At 61.8% G+C, this 18,541-nt stretch carries 13 protein-coding genes; 9 read left to right on the top strand and 4 right to left on the bottom strand.

Going from position 1 to position 18,541, the window contains the following annotated elements; genetic code table 11:
* Positions 1-34 precede the first annotated feature (34 nt).
* The 5 genes from glgC to EB235_RS27240 all read left to right on the top strand — a co-directional run bounded on the left by glgC (position 35) and on the right by EB235_RS27240 (position 8,148).
* On the top strand, positions 35-1,300 hold the full coding sequence (gene glgC / locus EB235_RS27260) for a glucose-1-phosphate adenylyltransferase (RefSeq protein ID WP_027034298.1): 1,266 nt from the start codon (positions 35-37) through the stop codon (positions 1,298-1,300).
* Between the two features lie 80 nt (positions 1,301-1,380).
* Positions 1,381-2,826, top strand: a complete 1,446-nt coding sequence (glgA, locus tag EB235_RS27255; protein WP_027034299.1) for a glycogen synthase GlgA — start codon at positions 1,381-1,383, stop codon at positions 2,824-2,826.
* Positions 2,827-2,829: 3 nt separating this feature from the next.
* Positions 2,830-4,458, top strand: coding sequence for an alpha-D-glucose phosphate-specific phosphoglucomutase (locus tag EB235_RS27250; protein WP_027034300.1), 1,629 nt, complete (start codon positions 2,830-2,832; stop codon positions 4,456-4,458).
* Between the two features lie 55 nt (positions 4,459-4,513).
* Positions 4,514-6,514 (top strand): glycogen debranching protein GlgX, encoded by a 2,001-nt coding sequence (gene glgX / locus EB235_RS27245; RefSeq protein ID WP_027034301.1) that lies wholly within the window; start codon positions 4,514-4,516, stop codon positions 6,512-6,514.
* Complete coding sequence (locus EB235_RS27240; protein WP_027034302.1) at positions 6,514-8,148, top strand: alpha-glucosidase family protein; 1,635 nt, start codon at positions 6,514-6,516, stop codon at positions 8,146-8,148. The genes glgX and EB235_RS27240 overlap by 1 nt, the downstream gene beginning before the upstream one ends.
* A gap of 51 nt (positions 8,149-8,199) precedes the next feature.
* Here the strand turns inward: EB235_RS27240 and EB235_RS27235 are convergent, their stop codons facing one another.
* Together EB235_RS27235 and EB235_RS27230 are read right to left on the bottom strand one after the other, a co-directional pair.
* Positions 8,200-9,969 (bottom strand): pilus assembly protein TadG-related protein, encoded by a 1,770-nt coding sequence (locus tag EB235_RS27235; protein WP_027034303.1) that lies wholly within the window; start codon positions 9,967-9,969, stop codon positions 8,200-8,202.
* Complete coding sequence (locus EB235_RS27230; RefSeq protein ID WP_027034304.1) at positions 9,970-10,416, bottom strand: TadE/TadG family type IV pilus assembly protein; 447 nt, start codon at positions 10,414-10,416, stop codon at positions 9,970-9,972.
* 283 nt (positions 10,417-10,699) lie between these two features.
* Between EB235_RS27230 and EB235_RS27225 the strand changes: the two genes are divergently transcribed.
* The 4 genes from EB235_RS27225 to EB235_RS27210 all read left to right on the top strand — a co-directional run bounded on the left by EB235_RS27225 (position 10,700) and on the right by EB235_RS27210 (position 16,129).
* Positions 10,700-12,292: a peptide ABC transporter substrate-binding protein gene (locus tag EB235_RS27225; protein WP_027034305.1), complete on the top strand. Its 1,593-nt coding sequence runs from the start codon at positions 10,700-10,702 to the stop codon at positions 12,290-12,292.
* A 162-nt stretch (positions 12,293-12,454) separates the two neighbouring features.
* Positions 12,455-13,378, top strand: coding sequence for an ABC transporter permease subunit (locus EB235_RS27220; protein ID WP_027034306.1), 924 nt, complete (start codon positions 12,455-12,457; stop codon positions 13,376-13,378).
* On the top strand, positions 13,371-14,492 hold the full coding sequence (locus tag EB235_RS27215) for an ABC transporter permease (RefSeq protein WP_027034307.1): 1,122 nt from the start codon (positions 13,371-13,373) through the stop codon (positions 14,490-14,492). The genes EB235_RS27220 and EB235_RS27215 overlap by 8 nt, the downstream gene beginning before the upstream one ends.
* A gap of 17 nt (positions 14,493-14,509) precedes the next feature.
* A complete protein-coding gene (locus EB235_RS27210) occupies positions 14,510-16,129 on the top strand; it encodes an ABC transporter ATP-binding protein (protein WP_027034308.1) in 1,620 nt (539 codons plus the stop codon).
* A 60-nt stretch (positions 16,130-16,189) separates the two neighbouring features.
* On the opposite strand, the gene EB235_RS27205 is transcribed toward EB235_RS27210, so the two are convergent.
* Positions 16,190-17,464 (bottom strand): hypothetical protein, encoded by a 1,275-nt coding sequence (locus EB235_RS27205; RefSeq protein WP_027034309.1) that lies wholly within the window; start codon positions 17,462-17,464, stop codon positions 16,190-16,192.
* Between the two features lie 408 nt (positions 17,465-17,872).
* On the bottom strand, positions 17,873-18,421 hold the full coding sequence (locus EB235_RS35200; RefSeq protein WP_348647266.1) for a hypothetical protein: 549 nt from the start codon (positions 18,419-18,421) through the stop codon (positions 17,873-17,875).
* Positions 18,422-18,541: the final 120 nt, after the last annotated feature.

Below are 18,541 nucleotides of genomic sequence, written 5' to 3'. Positions count from 1 at the left end.
CATGGCGAGACTTGAGTAACTTGGGAGGGTAGAAATGGCAGACTTGAAACGGACCCAGCCGCTGGCGCGCGATGCCATGGCCTATGTACTGGCAGGCGGCCGTGGCAGCCGCCTCAAGGAACTGACCGACCGTCGCGCCAAGCCGGCGGTCTATTTTGGCGGCAAGACGCGCATCATCGACTTCGCGCTGTCCAACGCGCTCAACTCCGGCATTCGCCGCCTTGGCGTCGCCACCCAGTACAAGGCGCATTCGCTGATCCGCCATCTGCAGCGCGGCTGGAACTTCCTGCGGCCAGAGCGAAACGAAAGCTTCGACATCCTGCCGGCCAGCCAGCGCGTGTCGGAAACGCAGTGGTATGAAGGCACGGCCGACGCGGTCTACCAGAACATCGATATCATCGAGGCCTATGGCCCGGAATACATGGTCATCCTCGCCGGCGACCACATCTACAAGATGGATTACGAGCTGATGCTGCGCCAGCATGTCGACGCCGGCGCCGATGTCACCGTCGGATGTCTCGAAGTGCCACGCATGGAAGCGACCGGCTTCGGCGTCATGCATGTCGATGCCAAGGACAACATCATCGCCTTCGTCGAAAAGCCTGCCGACCCGCCCGGCATTCCCGACAGACCGGAATTCGCGCTGGCCTCGATGGGTATCTACGTCTTCAAGACCAAGTTCCTGATGGAGCAGTTGCGCCGTGACGCCGCCGAGCCCGGCTCGAGCCGCGACTTCGGCAAGGACATCATCCCCTATATCGTCCAGCATGGTAAGGCGATCGCCCACCGCTTCGCCAAGTCCTGTGTCCGCTCCACGATGGAAAACGAAGCCTATTGGCGCGATGTCGGCACCGTCGATGCCTATTGGGAAGCCAATATCGACTTGACCGACATCACGCCGGAGCTCGATCTTTATGATCGCGACTGGCCGATCTGGACCTATGCCGAGTTGAAGCCACCGGCAAAGTTCGTGCATGACGAGGATGGCCGGCGTGGTTCGGCCGTGTCATCGCTCGTCTCGGGCGACTGCATCGTCTCGGGTGCGTCGCTGAAAAGAAGCCTGATCTTTACCGGCGCGCGTATCAATTCCTATTCGACGCTGGAAGAAGTCGTCATGCTGCCCGACGTTCATGTCGGCCGGAACGCAAAGTTGAAGCGCGTCGTCATCGACCATGGTGTTAGGATACCGGAGGGACTGGTGGTTGGCGAAGACCCGGTGCTCGACGCCAAGCGTTTCCGCGTTTCCGAAAAGGGCATCTGCCTGGTCACGCAGGACATGATCGACAAGCTGAAGCTTTAGGAGCTATTCCAAGGAAAAGTGTGAAGCGGTTTTCCGTCCGGAATTGCGCAAAACAAAAGTTGGACAGGATCCATTGACGCATGCAGGTTCTGTCGGTCACGCCTGAGATTTTCCCGCTGATCAAGACCGGCGGGCTTGCCGACGTGACCGGCGCGCTGCCCATCGCGCTCGCCGCCAAGGGCGTGACCATGCGCACGCTCATTCCCGGCTTTCCCGTGGTGATGGATGCCTTCAAGAAAAAGAAGGCTGTTTACCAATACCCGCTGCTGCAGGGCGGCAAGGCTTCGGTCCATGCCATCCAGATTGCCGGGCTCGACCTGTTCGTGCTCGACGCGCCGCATTTGTTCGACCGCCCCGGTGGCCCCTATGGCAATGCGGCCGGCGCGGATTGGCCCGACAATTGGCGGCGCTTCGCGGCGTTGAGCCAGGTCGGAGGCGATATCGCCGGTGGCGCCATCTCGGGCTATCAGCCGGACCTCGTCCACGCCCATGACTGGCAGTCGGCGATGGCGCTGGCCTATATGCGCTACGGCAAGGCGGTCGGCGTCCCGTCGATGATGACCGTCCACAATCTCGCCTTCCAGGGCCAGTTCGGCGCCGGCATCTTTGGCGAACTCGGCCTGCCCGCGGTGGCGATGGCGCTCGACGGCGTCGAATATTATGGCGGCGTCGGTTTCCTCAAGGCTGGCCTGCAGGCCGCCTGGGCAATCACCACGGTCAGCCCGACCTATGCGCAGGAGATCCGCTCGGCGGAATTCGGCATGGGTCTCGACGGCCTGATCAACATGCGCTCCAGTGACCTCTATGGCATCGTCAACGGCATCGACACCGACATCTGGAACCCTGAGACCGACAAGCATCTTGTGTCGAACTATACAGCCGGAACACTCAGGGCCCGCCTTCCCAACCGGGCGGTTGTCGAGGACCGTTTCAGCCTCGAACGTGACGACAGCCCCATCGTCTGCGTCATCAGCCGGCTGACCTGGCAAAAGGGCATGGATATTCTGGCCACCGTGGTCGACGGCATCGTTGCGACCGGTGCGCGGCTGGCCATACTGGGCTCCGGCGATGCCGGTCTCGAAGGCGCGCTGCTTGCCGCCGCCGCACGCCACCGCGGTCGCATCGGCGTGGTCGTCGGCTATGATGAGGGGCTGTCGCACACCATGCAGGGTGGCTGCGACGCCATCATCATCCCGTCGCGCTTCGAACCCTGCGGACTGACGCAGCTTTATGGTCTGCGTTACGGCTGCGTGCCGGTGGTTGCCCGCACCGGCGGCCTCGCCGACACGGTCATTGATGCCAATGAAGCCGCCGTTTCGGCCGGCGTTGCCACCGGCTTTCAGTTCGCGCCCAACAATGGCGTTGCCATGCTGCACGCCATCCGCCGCCTCGTCGACACACATGCCAATCCGGCTGTCTGGGAATCGCTGCAGCGCCAGGGCATGAAGGCTGATGTGTCCTGGGACAAGAGCGCGGAAAAATATGTCGAACTCTATCGCCTGCTGCTTTCGAAAAGGGTTGCCTGAAGCATGATACGCACCGTCCCCACCAAACCCTACCCCGACCAGAAGCCCGGCACGTCGGGCCTGCGCAAGAAGGTGCCTGTGTTCCAGCAGGAGCACTATGCCGAGAACTTCATCCAGTCGATCTTCGACGCGCTGGACGGCTTCAAGGGCAAGACCCTGGTGATCGGCGGCGATGGCCGCTTCTATAACAGGGAGGTCATCCAGAAGGCCATCGCCATGGCCGCCGCCAACGGCTTCGGCAAGGTGATGGTCGGGCAGGGCGGTATCTTGTCGACGCCGGCCGCCTCGCATGTCATCCGCAAATACAAGACCTTCGGCGGCATCATCCTGTCGGCCAGCCACAATCCCGGCGGCCCGCACGAGGATTTCGGCATCAAGTACAATGCCGGCAATGGCGGCCCGGCGCCGGAAAAGCTGACCGACGCGATCTTCGAGAAAACCAAGGCGATTTCGAGCTTCAAGACATCAGACATCGATCCGATCGACATCGACACGATAGGCACGGTCAAGGCCGCCGGCATGGAGGTCGAGATCATCGATCCGGTCACCGATTATGCCGAGCTGATGGAAAGCCTGTTCGATTTCGACGCGCTGCGCAAACTGTTCAAGTCGGGCTTCCGCATGCGCTTTGACGCCATGCACGCGGTGACCGGTCCCTACGCCAAGGAGATCCTCGAAAACCGGCTCGGTGCGCCGAACGGCACCTGCCGCAACTTCAAGCCGCTGCCGGATTTCGGCGGTCATCACCCGGATCCGAACCTCGTTCATGCCAAGCACCTCTATGACGAGATGATGGGGCCGGATGCGCCTGATTTTGGTGCCGCTTCCGACGGCGACGGTGACCGCAATTTGATCATCGGCAAGGGCATCTTCGTCACGCCGTCCGACTCGGTCGCCATGCTTGCCGCCAATGCCCGCCTGGCGCCCGGCTACAAGGACGGGCTGAAGGGCATCGCCCGCTCGATGCCGACCAGCGGTGCCGCCGACCGCGTTGCCGAGAAACTCGGCATCGGCATTTATGAGACACCGACGGGCTGGAAGTTCTTCGGCAATCTGCTCGACGCCGGAATGGCGACGATCTGCGGCGAGGAAAGCGCCGGCACTGGTTCCAATCATGTGCGCGAGAAGGACGGGCTGTGGGCGGTGCTGTTGTGGCTCAACATCCTCGCCGCGCGCGGCGAAAGCTGCAAGCAGGTCGTCACCGAGCACTGGGCGGCCTATGGGCGCAATTATTATTCGCGCCACGACTATGAGGAGGTCGAGAGCGACCGCGCCAATGCGCTGGTCGACGAACTGCGGGCCAAGCTTGCCTCTTTGCCAGGCACCAGCGTGCGCGGCCTGAAGATCGCCAATGCCGACGATTTTGCCTATCACGACCCGGTCGACGGTTCGACCAGCGAGCACCAGGGCATCAGAGTGCTGTTCGAAGGCGGCTCGCGCGTCGTCTTCCGGCTTTCTGGCACCGGCACTTCGGGGGCGACCTTGCGCGTCTATATCGAGCGCTACGAGCCCGACAAGGCGAAGCACGACATCGACACCCAGGTCGCACTCGCCGACCTCATCGCTGCCGCAGACGACATTGCCGGGATCAAGAGCCACACCGGCCGCAACAAGCCGAGCGTGATTACTTGAAAGTGGCGGATAGGGCTCCCCCTCCTCCCGCAAGGGTAGAAGGGAAGGCGTTCGCATGACCCAGCTCGGCGCCACCATCACCCCTGAAGGCATCCGCTTTGCCGCATGGTCGTCGTCGGCCCGTCGCCTTTGGGTGTCGATCTTCGACGAGCAGGGAAACCGCGAACTCGATCGGCTGGAACTGCAGCCGGAAGGCGAGGGGGTTAATGCGCTCTTCGTCTCCGGCCTTGCCGCGGGCACGCGATACGGCTTTCGCGCCGATGGCGGTTATGCGCCCGAGCGCGGGCTGTGGTTCGACCCCAACAAGCTGCTGACCGATCCCTACGCCGTCGAAATCGACCGGCCCTATGCCTACCACTGGCGGCTTGCCGCAAAGCGTAACGAGGGTGCGGACACCGCGCCGCTGATGCCCAAGGCCGTGGCGACGGCCTTGCCCAAGGCCGTGCCTGCCCTGCCGCCGCTGTTTCGTCCGGGCGGCCTGATCTATGAGCTGAATATCCGCGCCTTCACCAGGCTGCATCCGGACATCCCGGAAGAGCAGCGCGGTACGATCGCGGCACTCGCTCATCCTGCTATCATCAAGCATCTGCAAAGGCTCGGCGTCTCCGCCGTTGAACTGATGCCGGTTACCGCCTGGATCGACGAGCGCCATTTGCCGCCGCTGGGCTTGAACAACGCCTGGGGCTACAATCCCGTCACCTTCATGGCTCTCGACCCACGCCTAGCGCCGGGTGGTCTGAATGAGCTGCGCGACACCGTGGCGGTGCTGCGCAAGGCCGGCATCGGAACCATCCTCGACCTCGTCTTCAACCACACCGGCGAGAGCGACCGGCTTGGCCCGACTTTGGCGCTGCGCGGCCTCGACGCACAGGTCTATTACCGGCAATTGCCAGACGGTCGCCTGGCCAACGACACCGGTACCGGCAACACGGTCGCCTGCGATCATCCGGTGGTCCGCGAGATGGTGCTGGACACGCTGCGCCATTTCGTCCGGCAGGCCGGCGTCGACGGTTTCCGCTTCGATCTCGCGCCGGTGCTCGGCCGCGTCGACGGCACATTCGAGCCCGACGCGCCGCTGCTCCAGGCGATCGCAAGTGATCCAATACTGGCCGACCGGGTGCTGATCGCAGAACCGTGGGACATCGGTCCGAACGGCTACCAGCTCGGCAATTTCCGCCCGCCCTATCTGGAATGGAACGACCGCTGCCGCGACGACGTCAGGCGCTTCTGGCGTGGTGACGCGGGCGCGGTCGGCGCTTTGGCCACACGGCTTGCGGGCTCGTCCGACGTGTTCGGCAGGGAAGGGCAGCCTGCCAGTCGCAGCGTTAATTTCATCGCCGCCCATGACGGCATGACGCTGGCCGATATCGTCGCCTATGAGCACAAGCACAATGCGGCCAATGGCGAGCAGAACCGCGATGGTCACAACGACAATCTGTCCTGGAACAACGGCGTCGAGGGCGAGACGGACAGCGCTGCGATCACCAAGGCGCGCTTCGACGACCAGTGCGCGCTGCTTGCCACGCTGTTTGCCTCGCGCGGCACCATTATGCTCACCGCAGGCGATGAATTCGGCCGCAGCCAGCAGGGCAACAATAATGCCTACGCGCAGGACAATGCCATCACCTGGCTCGACTGGGCGGGCCGTGACAGGGTGCTGGAGGATTATACGGTGGCGCTATCGGCGCTGCGGCGTGCTTTGCCGGTTCTGGCCGATACGAATTTCCTGACCGGGCAAGCGGCGGAGGGAGCAGCCATCCCCGATGTCGCCTGGCTGGCCGAGACCGGCATGCCGCTCACCGAGGCCGACTGGAACGATCCCGGACGACATCGTCTCGTCATGCTGCTCGGCGATATCGAGGGCAATCGCCTTGCCGTCATGGTCAATGGCGACCGCCGCCAATGCGTCTTCACCTTGCCGGCCCGAGAGGGCTTTGCATGGCAGCCGGCGATCGAAACGCAGGCGCTCGACCTTACACGGCCGTTGCCTGGTCGCAGCGTCAATTTCGCGATCGAGCGCAGGGCGACGAAGACCCGTATCAGGAAAGGTTCGTGATGGCTGACGACAGTACGGGTCGGAGCGCCGAATGGTGGCGCGGCTGCGTCATCTATCAGGTCTATCCGCGCTCTTTCCAGGATACGACGGGCGACGGCAGCGGCGATCTCAAAGGCATCACGGCAAGGCTTGCCCACATCGCCTCGCTTGGCGTCGATGCCGTGTGGCTGTCGCCCTTCTTCAAGTCGCCGATGGCCGACATGGGCTATGACGTGTCGGACTATCGCGACGTTGATCCGATGTTCGGCACGCTGGAGGATTTTGACGCTTTGGTCGCCGAAGCGCACCGGCTGGGTCTGAAGATCATCATCGATCAGGTGCTGTCTCACTCCTCCGACAAGCACGAATGGTTCGTCGAAAGCCGTGCCAGCCGCGACAATCCCAAGGCCGATTGGTACGTCTGGGCCGACACGAAACCCGATGGCAACGCGCCCAACAACTGGCTGTCCGTCTTCGGCGGCCCGTCCTGGGAGTGGGATTCGACCCGCCGGCAATATTACATGCACAATTTCCTCGCCTCGCAGCCCGATTTGAATTTCCACAATCTCGAGGTTCAGGATGCGTTGCTGGACACGGTGCGCTTCTGGCTTGAGCGCGGTGTCGACGGTTTCCGGCTCGACACGGTCAACTACTATGTCCACGATCGCTGGCTGCGCAGCAATCCGCCTTTGGCGTCGAGCGTCGCCGGCACCAATGGCGAGACCAACACCTACCTCTACCAGGAGCATCTGTTCGACAAGACGCAGCCGGAAAACCTGGCTTTCCTCAGGCGCTTCCGGGCGCTGCTCGACGAGTATCAGGACCGCGCCGCCGTCGGTGAAGTCGGCGATGAGAGCCGCTCGCTGCAGACGCTTGCCGCCTACACGTCCGGCGGCGACAAGCTGCAGATGTGCTACACGTTCGACCTGCTTGGTTCGCAATTTTCGGCGGCGCATGTGCGCGGCTGTGTCGAGGCCTTCGAACATGCCGTTGCCGACGGCTGGGTCTGCTGGGCGTTTTCCAACCATGATGTTGTGCGCCATGTCAGCCGCTGGACGTGGCCGGACGGCGATCCCGACGCGGTGGCCAGATTCTCGATCATGCTGCTCGCTTGCCTGCGCGGCTCGATCTGCCTCTATCAGGGTGAGGAGCTCGGCCTGGAGGAGGCGGAGCTTGCCTATGAGGATCTGCGCGATCCTGTCGGCATCCGCTTTTGGCCAGGCGTGAAGGGGAGGGATGGCTGCCGCACGCCGATGGTCTGGGAGGCCGGCGCCGACAATGCGGGTTTCTCGACCGGCAAACCCTGGCTGCCGGTCCTGGCCAGTCATCGCGCCCGCGCTGCCGATTTGCAGAACGGCAATGAGCAATCGGTACTGTCCGCCTACCGCTCAACGCTCGCCTTGCGCAGGAGCCATCCAGCGCTGGTCGGCGGTTCGATCCGCTTCCTCGACGCCGAGGGTGACGTGCTCGCCTTCATCCGCGAGGGCGGCGGCGAAAGGCTGCTCTGTGTCTTCAATTTCTCTGGGGAGCCGGCGAATTGGCCGTTGCCCGGGGATATCGGGCCAATTGCGGCTGTGTTGGGTGGCACCGTGGCTGTCGAGGAAAACGCGCTCTCGCTGCCGGCTCTCGGTTGCTTCCTTGGCCGCATCGACTGACCGCCGGTTCGACCGTGTCTTGGCCAAACGATCCGCTGGGCTACAAATACCCTATTGAACCAGCACCGCCCGTCCGCAGGTCGCTCCGGTGACGCGCACGTCGGCCTGGCCGACACCGACACCCAGTGCCGAGAGCACATTGTAAAGCAAGTCATCGACCGGGGCCGTTACGGTGTTGAGCACCGCCACCACCGCGGGTTTGACGGTTCCAAGCAGGGCGGTGAGGTCGATGCCGAGACCAAGCACGCCCACCGAAAGCGATAGGTTGTTGACCAGTGACGTGGTGAGCGACTGCGAGATGTTACGCGTCGAAACGGTCTTGATCGTCTTGTTGGCAATCTCGGTCGCGTTGAAGGTCAAGGTTTGGGGGCTGTTGTTGGTGATCGCCGTCGCGGCCGAGCCCATCACCTGGATCAACGGGAGATTGATCAGCAGCAGATGCAGGCTCACATCCGCGATCTCGGCGTCGGTGAAGGTCTGCGGTTGGCTGAAATCGGCAAAGCCGGAGGGATTGTTGCTGTTGGCCAGGTTCAACTGGGCAATGCCGGGGTGTGCGGCGATGGAAACGCTGATGCTGGACGGCCCTGTCGGACAGGTGATGTCGGTCAGCTTGGCTTCGGCATAGGCGACTTCCACATTGAGTGGCAGGTTGACGGCCAGCAGGCTGATGCCGCCGCCGAGGCCAGACGTGCCGACACCGACGGAGGCCGTCAGCTTGATACGCGTCTGGGCGGTCCGCACCGTGGTGCCGATGCCATCGATGGCCAGCCATGGTGAAGATTGCGCCGGCTCGCCAATGGCGATGGCAAGCTGGGTGGAAAGAAGACCAGGTATGGTGGCGCCGAGATTGACCTGAGCCTGGTTGGTGCCGTTGGCCAGCACGGCAGCGGCCGTCAGCATACCCATGGCGCTTGCATCGACCCCAAGGCCTGTTGGGGTTTGCCCCAGTCCCAGGCTGCCGACGGAGCCGAGATCGATAAGGCTGCTGAGCGGGATCTTGACCGTGCTGGTCGATTTGGAGGCGATGGATTGCAGAGCAAGCTTTGCCGTGTTGCCGAGACCGGGAACGTTGGCCATGGCTGTGGCGATCTGGCCGACCGTCGCCTTCGAGGCCAGCACGTCCGAATAGGTGCCGGCCGTGATGTTCAATTGTGTGGCGAGCGCACTGATGAAGGAAAGCACGCTGACATCGGCCGAGATCAGTCCGTTGTAATCCATGACGCTGAGCGAGATGTTGCCGCCGAGAAGTCCGCTCAGCAGAGCGTTGAGGATGCCGCCGTTGACGCTGAGCAGTCTCGATCCGACCGAGAATGTCGCCTGCGGCGTCATGCTGGCCGTGGCAACGGTGCCGATGACCGGAGTGGGGATGAGAGAGCTGGCGAAATAGCGGTTGGGGATTTTCGCCAATGTGACACGCACCGCGTTGTAAGGTGTCACACCCGCCTGGAAGCGCTGGGTGACATTGGTGGTCGTTGAGGCATATCGACCTTGCGTGACCGTCACCACCGTCTTCCCGACGGCCGGAGGAATGGTCTGGCCCGAAGCTTGAACGACGACGCCTGGCATGCCGTTGTCGGTGAGCGTGGTGATCACCGCCGTGTTGACGTTGGTGATGTTGGAGGCGGCGGTGATTGCTGCCAGGTCGACCATCGCCTGGGCTTGCCGGCGCTCTGTGTAGATCGAGCCCTCATCGATCGCCACAGCTGCCAGCGCCAGCGCGACAGGTGCGCTCAATGCCATCATGACGGCGAAATTCGCCTTCCTGTCGGTCAACAGACGCAGGGCTGCTCGGCCGATCCTCGTGCGTGCGCGAAGCAACATTCAGATACCCCCGACCCTGATCGTTGACTGGCGCGTGATCGTGGTCCCCGGCATGGCTATGCCCGGGAAGAGATTCCAGATCGGCAGGTTGCGGGCATCGTACGAGATCGACACCACGAACTGGCTTCCATCGGCGACGCTGTCATTGGCCTGATAGGTCAGTTTGCTGGCGTCCACGAAGGGGTATCCGCCGGCATTGTTGGTAAGGTAGCTGGCCACCAGCGTCTGACGCTCGGTCTGGTTCAACCCGGCTATGGCCGTCCGGGCAGCATCCGCCGCGATCTGCTGGATTGAGTTGGCAGCTCCAAAATAGATGCCATACGCAACCATTCCGAGCAGGAGAAGGATGAAGAGCGGCGATAGCAGGGCGAACTCGACCGCCGATGTTCCCGAGGTGTCTGTTCGGAGCACGCGCCTTCGGACCTTGGAAATGAGGTTCTGCACCATGGTCCTAACATGCCAAAGTTCGCATGCAGAAAGCGAAAACTCCGGGTACAACCTGGGGGCGTGTGCGATTGAAAAAGCCGCTCTAATTTAGCCGTTGCTTTTGCAATCATGAGGATTGACTTAGGGTCAATCAGTACTCGGTTGAAAAGAGCTTACCTCCTGTCTAGTCTCCTGCCACCAGCTGCCGGAGGGAACCGGCGGCGCGCTCAAAGGGGCCAGACATCGGTTCCGGGGCGTCAACACGTAAAGGCGCGCCCACGGCAGCGCCGACAGGGAGAACTTCATGCTGAAAAACATGCTGAAGGCGACGGTATTCGCCACGACCATGACCTTGGCTGCCGGCACATTCTTGACGCCGGCCTTTGCCGAGACCGTCTACAACAGGGGCACCGCCGCGGAGTCGGAATCGGTCGACCCGCACAAGACCTCGACGGTCTATGAAGCGAATGTCTTGCGTGACCTGTTCCAGGGCCTGGTCATGCAGGACCAGAAGGCGAACCTCATCCCGGGGGCGGCCGAAAGCTGGACGGTATCGGATGACGGCACCGTCTACACCTTCAAGCTGCGCAAGGACGGCCAGTGGTCGGACGGCAGCCCGGTGACGGCGGACGACTTCGTCTACGCCTTCCACCGCCTGGAAGACCCGGCGACCGGCGCCGAATACGCCTCGATGCTGTACCCGGTGAAGGGTGCGGAGGACGTCAACACCAAGAAGGGCAAGCCCGAGGACATGGGCGTCAAGGCAATCGACGCCAGCACTCTTGAGATAACGCTCAAGGCGCCGACCCCATACTTCCTGGAAATGTTGACCCACCAGGCGACCTATCCGGTCAGCAAGGCCTCCATCGAGAAGCTCGGCGCGGACTGGATCAAGCCAGGCAATCTCGTTTCGAACGGCGCCTATACGCTGGCCGAATGGGTTCCCAACGACCATATGAAACTGGTCAAGAATCCGAAATTCTGGGATGCGGCGACCGTCAAGTTCGACGTGGTCAACTACATCCCGACCGAAGACCGTTCATCGGCGATGAAGCGCTTCGAGGCCGGCGAACTCGACAGCTATGACGATCTGCCGACCGAACAGCTCGCCGATCTCAAGACCAAGTTCGGCGATCAGATTCATGTCGGGCCATATCTCGGCACCTACTACTACGCGATCAAGACCGACAAGGCGCCGTGGAACAATCCCGAGCTGCGCAACGCCATCTCGATGGCGATTGACCGCGACTTCATCGCCGAAAAGGTCTGGCAGAATTCGATGCTGCCGGGCTATTCGATGGTGCCTCCGGGCATTGAGGGCTACACGCCGGCAATGGCCAAATTCGCCGACATGCCGCAGATCGATCGCGAGGACGCAGCCAAGAAAGTGCTCGAGAAGCTCGGCTATACGCCCGATAAGCCGCTGAAGATGGAGATCCGCTACAACACTTCGGAAAACCACAAGAATATGGCAGTGGCGATCCAGGAGCAGTTGAAGCCGCTCGGCGTCGAAGTGACCCTGCTCAACACCGACACCAAGACCCACTATTCCTTCCTTGAGCAGAAGGGCGACTATGATTTGGCACGTGCCGCCTGGATCGCCGACTACAAGGATCCGGAAACCTTCCTCGGCATCTCACGCAAGGCGAGCGGCAACAATTATTCGAACTACAACAGCCCGGCATACGAGGCGGCCATGGATAAGGCGGCCGCAGCCGGCGGCAAACCCGAAGAGCGCATGAAGGACCTCTCCGAGGCCGAACGCATCCTGGTCGACGATGTCGGCCAGATCCCGCTCCTCTATTACAGCTACCACGACATCGTATCTTCGAAGCTGCATGGCTTCACCGACAATGTGATGGACGTGCATCCGTCGCGCTTCGTCAGCAAGGACTGATCCCGGCCAAGCCGCCGCGTCTTTCGAGGCGCGGCGGCGCTGGTTTGCCATCGCATCGGCCGGGAAACGGAATCGATTTTCGGAAAATCCGGTGCGAAGATTTGAAGGCTGGAGCATGTCAGTCCAATTGGACGTACAGGCTCCGGATCAAGCGGGGCACCGATGCTGCGATACGTATTCCGGCGGCTTTTGACCGCCATCCCAACGCTGTTCGTCATCGTGACGATGGCGTTCTTCCTCATGCGCGTCGCACCAGGCGGCCCATTCAACCAGGAGCGGGGGCTTAGCCCCGAGATCAAGGCCAACCTTGAAGCCCAGTTTGGCCTCAACGATCCGCTCTGGCTGCAATATGTCCACTATCTCGGCAATCTCCTGCGCGGCAATTTCGGGCCGAGCTACAACATGCCGGATTTCACCGTCACCGAACTGTTCGCCAAGGGCCTGCCGATTTCGATCCAGCTCGGTGCTTCGGCGCTGATCCTGGCGCTGCTGCTAGGTTCCGTGCTCGGCACCATCGCCGCGCTTAACCAGAACAAGCTTGGCGACTATACGGTGATTGCGCTGGCGACAGCCGGCAGCACCATCCCCACCTTCGTCATCGCACCGGTGATCCAGCTTCTGTTCGGGCTGACCTGGAAGCTGTTGCCGATCGGTGGCTGGGGCGATGGTGCCTTCCTCAACAAGATCGGCCCGATACTGACGCTTGCTCTGCCGCAGATCGCCATCGTTGCCCGCCTGATGCGTGGTTCGATGATCGAATCGCTGCGCTCCCACCATATCCGCACCGCACGCGCGCTCGGCCTCTCCGACTGGTCGGTGGTGGTCAAGCACGCGCTGCGCGGCGCCATCCTGCCGATCGTTTCGTTCACCGGTCCGGCAGCGGCGGCGCTGCTGACCGGCTCTGTCATCGTCGAGACGATTTTCTCCATTCCCGGCGTCGGCCGCTATTTCGTCGATGCCGCACTCAACCGCGACTACACGCTGGTGATGGGAACCGTGGTGGTCATCGCCATCTTCACCATCATCTTCAACCTGATCGTCGACGTCATGTACGCGGTCGTCGACCCGAGGGTGCGCTATGACTGACATTACAGCCACGGCTCCCGCCATTGTCGGCCGCTCCTTGTGGGGCGATGCCTGGGCACGCCTCAAGGCCAATCGCGCCGCCATGATCAGCCTTTATTACCTCGCCTTTGTCGCTCTCATCAGCGTGTTTGGCCCATGGTTCGTGCCGCATGAATACACGACCATCTATGGCGACTATGTGCGCACCCCGCCGAGCCTGATGGCCTATCCCAAGGCCGATATGATCGAGACCGCTCTCAACGATGCGGTCAAGCGCATGCGGGTCGAGATCAAGGAATGGAAGCAGGATGGCCAGCGCGTCACGGTGACCGTCACCTCGACCAAGCCGATCGACGATCGCAACATCCGCTACCTCGACCGTTCCGATGCCTTTGACGACACCAAGATCGAGAGCAAGTCGCCCGACGGGCTCGAAGTGACGATGAGCACGTCGGTCAAGCAGCAATATTTCCTGTTCGGCACCGACAACACCGGCCGCGATCTGCTGTCGCGCACGCTGATGGCCGGACGCATCTCGCTGGCCATCGGCCTGCTCGCCGGCGTCGTGGCGGTGGTGATCGGTGTGATCTACGGGGCCGCTGCCGGCTTTTCCGGCGGCAAGATCGACGAGGTGATGATGCGTATCGTCGATGTGCTCTATTCCTTGCCGTTCATCTTCTTCGTCATCATGCTGGTGGTGTTCTTCGGGCGCAACTTCGTGCTGATGTTCCTGGCCGTGGGAGCGGTGCTGTGGCTCGACATGGCCCGCATCGTGCGCGGCCAGGCGCTGTCGATCCGCCGCCAGGAGTATGTCCAGGCAGCGGAAGCCATGGGCGTCGGCCAGCGCGGCATCCTGCTGCGCCATGTCATTCCCAATCTGCTCGGCCCGGTCGTCATCTACATGACGCTGCTGGTGCCGCAGGTGATCATCCTGGAAAGTTTCCTGTCGTTCCTCGGCCTCGGCGTGCAGGAGCCGATGACCAGCTGGGGCGTGCTGATCTCGGTCGGTGCCAAGAACATCGGCTACGCCAATTGGCTACTCTTGTTCCCCGCATTCTTCCTCGTCTCGACGCTGTTCGCCCTGAATTTCGTCGGCGACGGCCTGCGTGATGCGCTCGATCCGAGAGATCGATAAAGATGGGGACCGTTGATATGGCCACTCCAGAAACGATCCTCAGCGTCAAGGATTTGCGCGTCCGCTTCCGCACGCTCGATGGCGCGGTCGAGGCGGTGAAGGGCATCAACATTCACGTCAACGCGGGCGAGACCGTTGCCGTGGTCGGCGAATCCGGTTCCGGCAAGAGCCAGACGATGATGGCGGCGATGAGCTTGCTCGCCTCGAATGGCGAAGCCACCGGCCACGTCGACTATCGCGGCCGCAACCTGCTGACGCTCAGCAAATCCGACCTCAACAAGGTCCGCGGCGCCAAGATCAGCATGATCTTCCAGGAACCGATGACCTCGCTCGATCCGCTCTATTCGATCGGCAACCAGCTGATCGAGCCAATCCGCCGGCATCGCGGCCTGAATGCCGCCGAGGCACGCGAAGAGGCACTCAAGCTTTTGCGGCTGGTGCATATTCCCGATCCCGAGCGGCGGATGAAGTCCTATCCGCACGAAATGTCGGGCGGCCAGCGCCAGCGCGTCATGATCGCCATGGCGCTCGCCAATGACCCCGACATCCTGATCGCCGACGAGCCGACCACGGCGCTCGACGTCACCATCCAGGCGCAGATTCTGATGCTGCTCGCCGAATTGCAGCGCAAGCTCGGCATGGCGATCGTCTTCATCACCCATGATCTCGGTATCGTCCGGCGCTTCGCCGACCGGGTCTATGTCATGCGCCAGGGCGAGGTGGTCGAGGAAGGCGAGGCGGAAGCGATCTTCGTCAACCCGCAGCATGCCTATACCAAGATGCTGCTGGCGGCCGAGCCGACCGGGACCAAGGCGCCTCCGCCCGCCAATGCGCCCGTGGTGCTCGAAGGCAGGAATGTCGAAGTCACCTTCAAGATCGGCGGCGGGTTTCTGGCTGGCGAGCCGATGATGCTGCGTGCCGTCGATGACATTTCGATCCGGCTGCAGCGCAACCAGACCATCGGCATCGTCGGCGAATCCGGTTCAGGCAAATCGACGCTCGGCCGCGCCTTGCTGCGGCTGCTGCCGAGCGATGGGCTCATTCGTTTCGGCGATCGCGACATTTCCCAGGCTGACCGCCAGCAGATGCGGCCGCTGCGGCGCCAGATGCAACTCGTCTTCCAGGATCCGTTCGGCTCGCTGTCGCCACGCATGACAGTCGGCCAGGTCATCACCGAAGGGCTGCTGGTGCACGAGCCTAACCTGTCGCACAAGCAGCGCGATCAGCGCGCAGTGGAAGCCTTGCTTGAAGTCGGCCTCGACCCCAACGCCCGCAACCGCTACCCGCACGAGTTCTCCGGCGGGCAACGGCAGCGCATCGCCATTGCCCGCGCCATGATCCTGAAGCCCAAAATGGTCGTGCTGGATGAGCCGACCTCGGCGCTTGACCGCTCGGTTCAGAAACAGATCGTCGAACTGCTGCGCAAGCTGCAGGCCGACCACGAACTGTCCTACCTCTTCATCAGCCACGATCTGACGGTCGTGCGCGCCATGGCCGACTACATAATCGTCATGAAGCAGGGCAAGATCGTCGAAGAAGGGCCGACCGAGGCGATCTTCAGCAATCCCCAGGCGCCTTACACGCAGACGCTGATGAACGCGGCCATCGATGTGACGCGGTTCAGGTTGAGCGCTTGAATTCGGCGAAAAACAGAGACTTGGAACGCGTCGCCTTTGTCCGCTTCGACGCGACGCGTTTCAAGGTTCGGAGAGGCTTTTCTGAACGGCATCGAACGCAGCCCTGTATTCCTTTTTGACTGCTTCAGCCCCACCAAGGGCCGCTGTCTTCTGTTCGAGGCGGGACCAGAGCCCGGTTTCATCGAGCTCTTTCGCCGAATAGTAATGACTGTAGTCCTGCCAGACCTGTCCGGTCTTCATCGCGCCTTTGGCGGTATCGTCGACATAGTCCTTCAACAGGCTGATAGGTGGATCGGCGAGCGCCAGCTCGAAGGGTTGTCGTCCGACATTGTCGGTCGTGTCGCCGCTCCGGAACCATTGGTTGAAGCGGTCTCGGCCGATCAGAATTTGGCCGGGGGTACGCGATGGTCTGAGCCGAACGAGCAGATTATAGGGATCGTCGCCATGGCTGAGATAAAGGTCTTCGCTGACGAAATGCGGCGTCGCGTGTGCCTTCTTCTTCGAACTTGGGTCCTGGAAGACCACCTCCATGGCCACGGGAATGTTCACGATGCGCAGCATGGCGGTGAGAAAGGCCGTGGTTCCCCAACAGCCTGCGGTGATGTGGTGGGGCGGGTCGTTGCTGCCGGTGGCGACCGTGCCTGAAATGATGCGCGACATTGGCGGCTCGCCGTAATACTGCCACTGCCGTTCCAAATTGGCATTCGACGTGTTGCCGGTGAAGTGCACGAGGCGCGCAATGCACCACTGCAGCAGTCGTTCGATCGTTGCCCGACGGGTTGAACCGATCAGTGCCTGGGTGCGCAGAAAATGAGACGCGACATCCGGAGGCGCGGCGATACCCGACCAGTTTACCCGGTGGAGTTTGGTGTGGCGGTCGAACTGGAACATTTCCGTTGGCGAGAAGAGGGCAGCGAAGCTTGCATCATTGTCCTGCTCGATCGACCAGGGCACGCGCTTGCCGATCTCGACGACGAGACTTTGCGCCACAAGCGCCAGGAACAGATGCCGCGCGTCATCCGCGCTCAAGAGGGTCTCGTTGATGGACGGGTCGCACCGATTGGGGGGTGGATCGGTTAGGGCCAGTGGCTGTCCGGCCCACAGCAGATTGAAGAACTGCTTGAGTTCTTCTTTCCAGGCGGCCGGCCATTGCGCATAGGCGAGCTGATTGGCGGCGCCGGGGGCATACCAGGTGATCGCACTTGCAACACGAGGGCGTCGGTTGAGTTCGCGCGCGACGTCAGGTGTCGGGCCGGCTGCTGCGCAGGCAAATTTCGACGATGCGGAGACGGCGCTTAATCCAAGGATGGTAAGAAAGGCTCGGCGTGTCTGCATCGGACCGCAAAGGCTACATCTCAAATGCATGGAAACCTCATTCTTGAACCGTTGCGGGCGGAAAGAGCCGGAGTGCACGGGTTGTCGAATCGTCTCCTGCTACAGTTGCGTAAGCCCTGAAGCTGCCGTGTCGGTGAAAGGATGCCATGCTCTGGTCCTGAGCGGCATCTCCCAAATGGGTGGCACGCTCGCCTCTATCCTGTTCAACGGCACGACCTTGAGGGATAGACGCTGATCCAACATGGTGCTCGTTCGATAGGGCTCCAGATACCGCGGTTGACGCCACCGCCATTAGAGCAATTCCAGGAAAAGTGTGAGACGGTTTTCCGTCCGGAGTTGCGTCAAAACAATGAGTTAGAGCAGTTCGCCGTTCCCGTGAAACGGTGAAATGCTCGAGGCGGGCGCTACTCATTGCGAGGATGCACAGCGGCTCTTTCTCGCAGCGATGAGCGTCTGCTGTTCTTGCTGCAGCCGCTCGATTCGGGTGGTTTCGCGATTGGCCACCCCTGTCTTTACCCGCTCGCCACCAAGCAGCCAACGTGGAACGCTGGTGTTGGCGACCTTGCCGCGCGTGATTGCGGTTTGTGAAATTTCGCCGGCGTTGGTCCCCAGCGCGCTGTTGAGTTCTGTACAGGTCATCTTGTCGTACTTCGGATCAACTGTTTTGCCGAGGGAAGCGCAGCCTCCGACGACAAGCAGTGTGACCAGAAGGGTGACCCGGTTGGCCCCGGTAGAAGGCAATTTCATCTCCCAACCTTGCTCCGCCGCCGCCCCTAGAGCAATTCCAGGAAAAGCGTGAAACGGTTTTCCCGGGAAAAGCGCGTAGCGCTTTCCCACAGGAATTGCGTCTAAACAAACAGTTAGAGCAGGTTGCCGTTTCCGTGAAACGGTGAACTGCTCAAGCCATCCGATTGTTCCATGGAAGTAGAGCGGCTCGTTCGCCTCGTCAAACGGCATTCCTTGCCAACGAGATTGGATCTGCCCGGCTCTGGGTTCCCATCGCGTCACGTATCTTGCTCCGCGGGGGCGATACTGATCAGCTGGCGAAAGGACAGGAGTCCGACCAAAGGGGCAATC

This window comes from Mesorhizobium loti R88b, from assembly GCF_013170845.1.
In the GTDB taxonomy this organism is placed as follows: domain Bacteria; phylum Pseudomonadota; class Alphaproteobacteria; order Rhizobiales; family Rhizobiaceae; genus Mesorhizobium; species Mesorhizobium loti_B.
The sequence above is the reverse complement of the archived record's forward strand: the minus strand, read 5'-3'. Positions and strand labels throughout refer to the sequence as shown.

Excerpts from the sequence above, each read along its gene's own strand:
- glgC (WP_027034298.1), top strand. The coding sequence starts at position 35 with ATGGCAGACTTGAAACGGACCCAGCCGCTGGCGCGCGATGCCATGGCC.
- glgA (WP_027034299.1), top strand. The coding sequence starts at position 1,381 with ATGCAGGTTCTGTCGGTCACGCCTGAGATTTTCCCGCTGATCAAGACC.
- EB235_RS27250 (WP_027034300.1), top strand. The coding sequence starts at position 2,830 with ATGATACGCACCGTCCCCACCAAACCCTACCCCGACCAGAAGCCCGGC.
- glgX (WP_027034301.1), top strand. The coding sequence starts at position 4,514 with ATGACCCAGCTCGGCGCCACCATCACCCCTGAAGGCATCCGCTTTGCC.
- EB235_RS27240 (WP_027034302.1), top strand. The coding sequence starts at position 6,514 with ATGGCTGACGACAGTACGGGTCGGAGCGCCGAATGGTGGCGCGGCTGC.
- EB235_RS27235 (WP_027034303.1), bottom strand. The coding sequence starts at position 9,969 with ATGTTGCTTCGCGCACGCACGAGGATCGGCCGAGCAGCCCTGCGTCTG.
- EB235_RS27230 (WP_027034304.1), bottom strand. The coding sequence starts at position 10,416 with ATGGTGCAGAACCTCATTTCCAAGGTCCGAAGGCGCGTGCTCCGAACA.
- EB235_RS27225 (WP_027034305.1), top strand. The coding sequence starts at position 10,700 with ATGCTGAAAAACATGCTGAAGGCGACGGTATTCGCCACGACCATGACC.
- EB235_RS27220 (WP_027034306.1), top strand. The coding sequence starts at position 12,455 with ATGCTGCGATACGTATTCCGGCGGCTTTTGACCGCCATCCCAACGCTG.
- EB235_RS27215 (WP_027034307.1), top strand. The coding sequence starts at position 13,371 with ATGACTGACATTACAGCCACGGCTCCCGCCATTGTCGGCCGCTCCTTG.
- EB235_RS27210 (WP_027034308.1), top strand. The coding sequence starts at position 14,510 with ATGGCCACTCCAGAAACGATCCTCAGCGTCAAGGATTTGCGCGTCCGC.
- EB235_RS27205 (WP_027034309.1), bottom strand. The coding sequence starts at position 17,464 with ATGCAGACACGCCGAGCCTTTCTTACCATCCTTGGATTAAGCGCCGTC.
- EB235_RS35200 (WP_348647266.1), bottom strand. The coding sequence starts at position 18,421 with ATGCCGTTTGACGAGGCGAACGAGCCGCTCTACTTCCATGGAACAATC.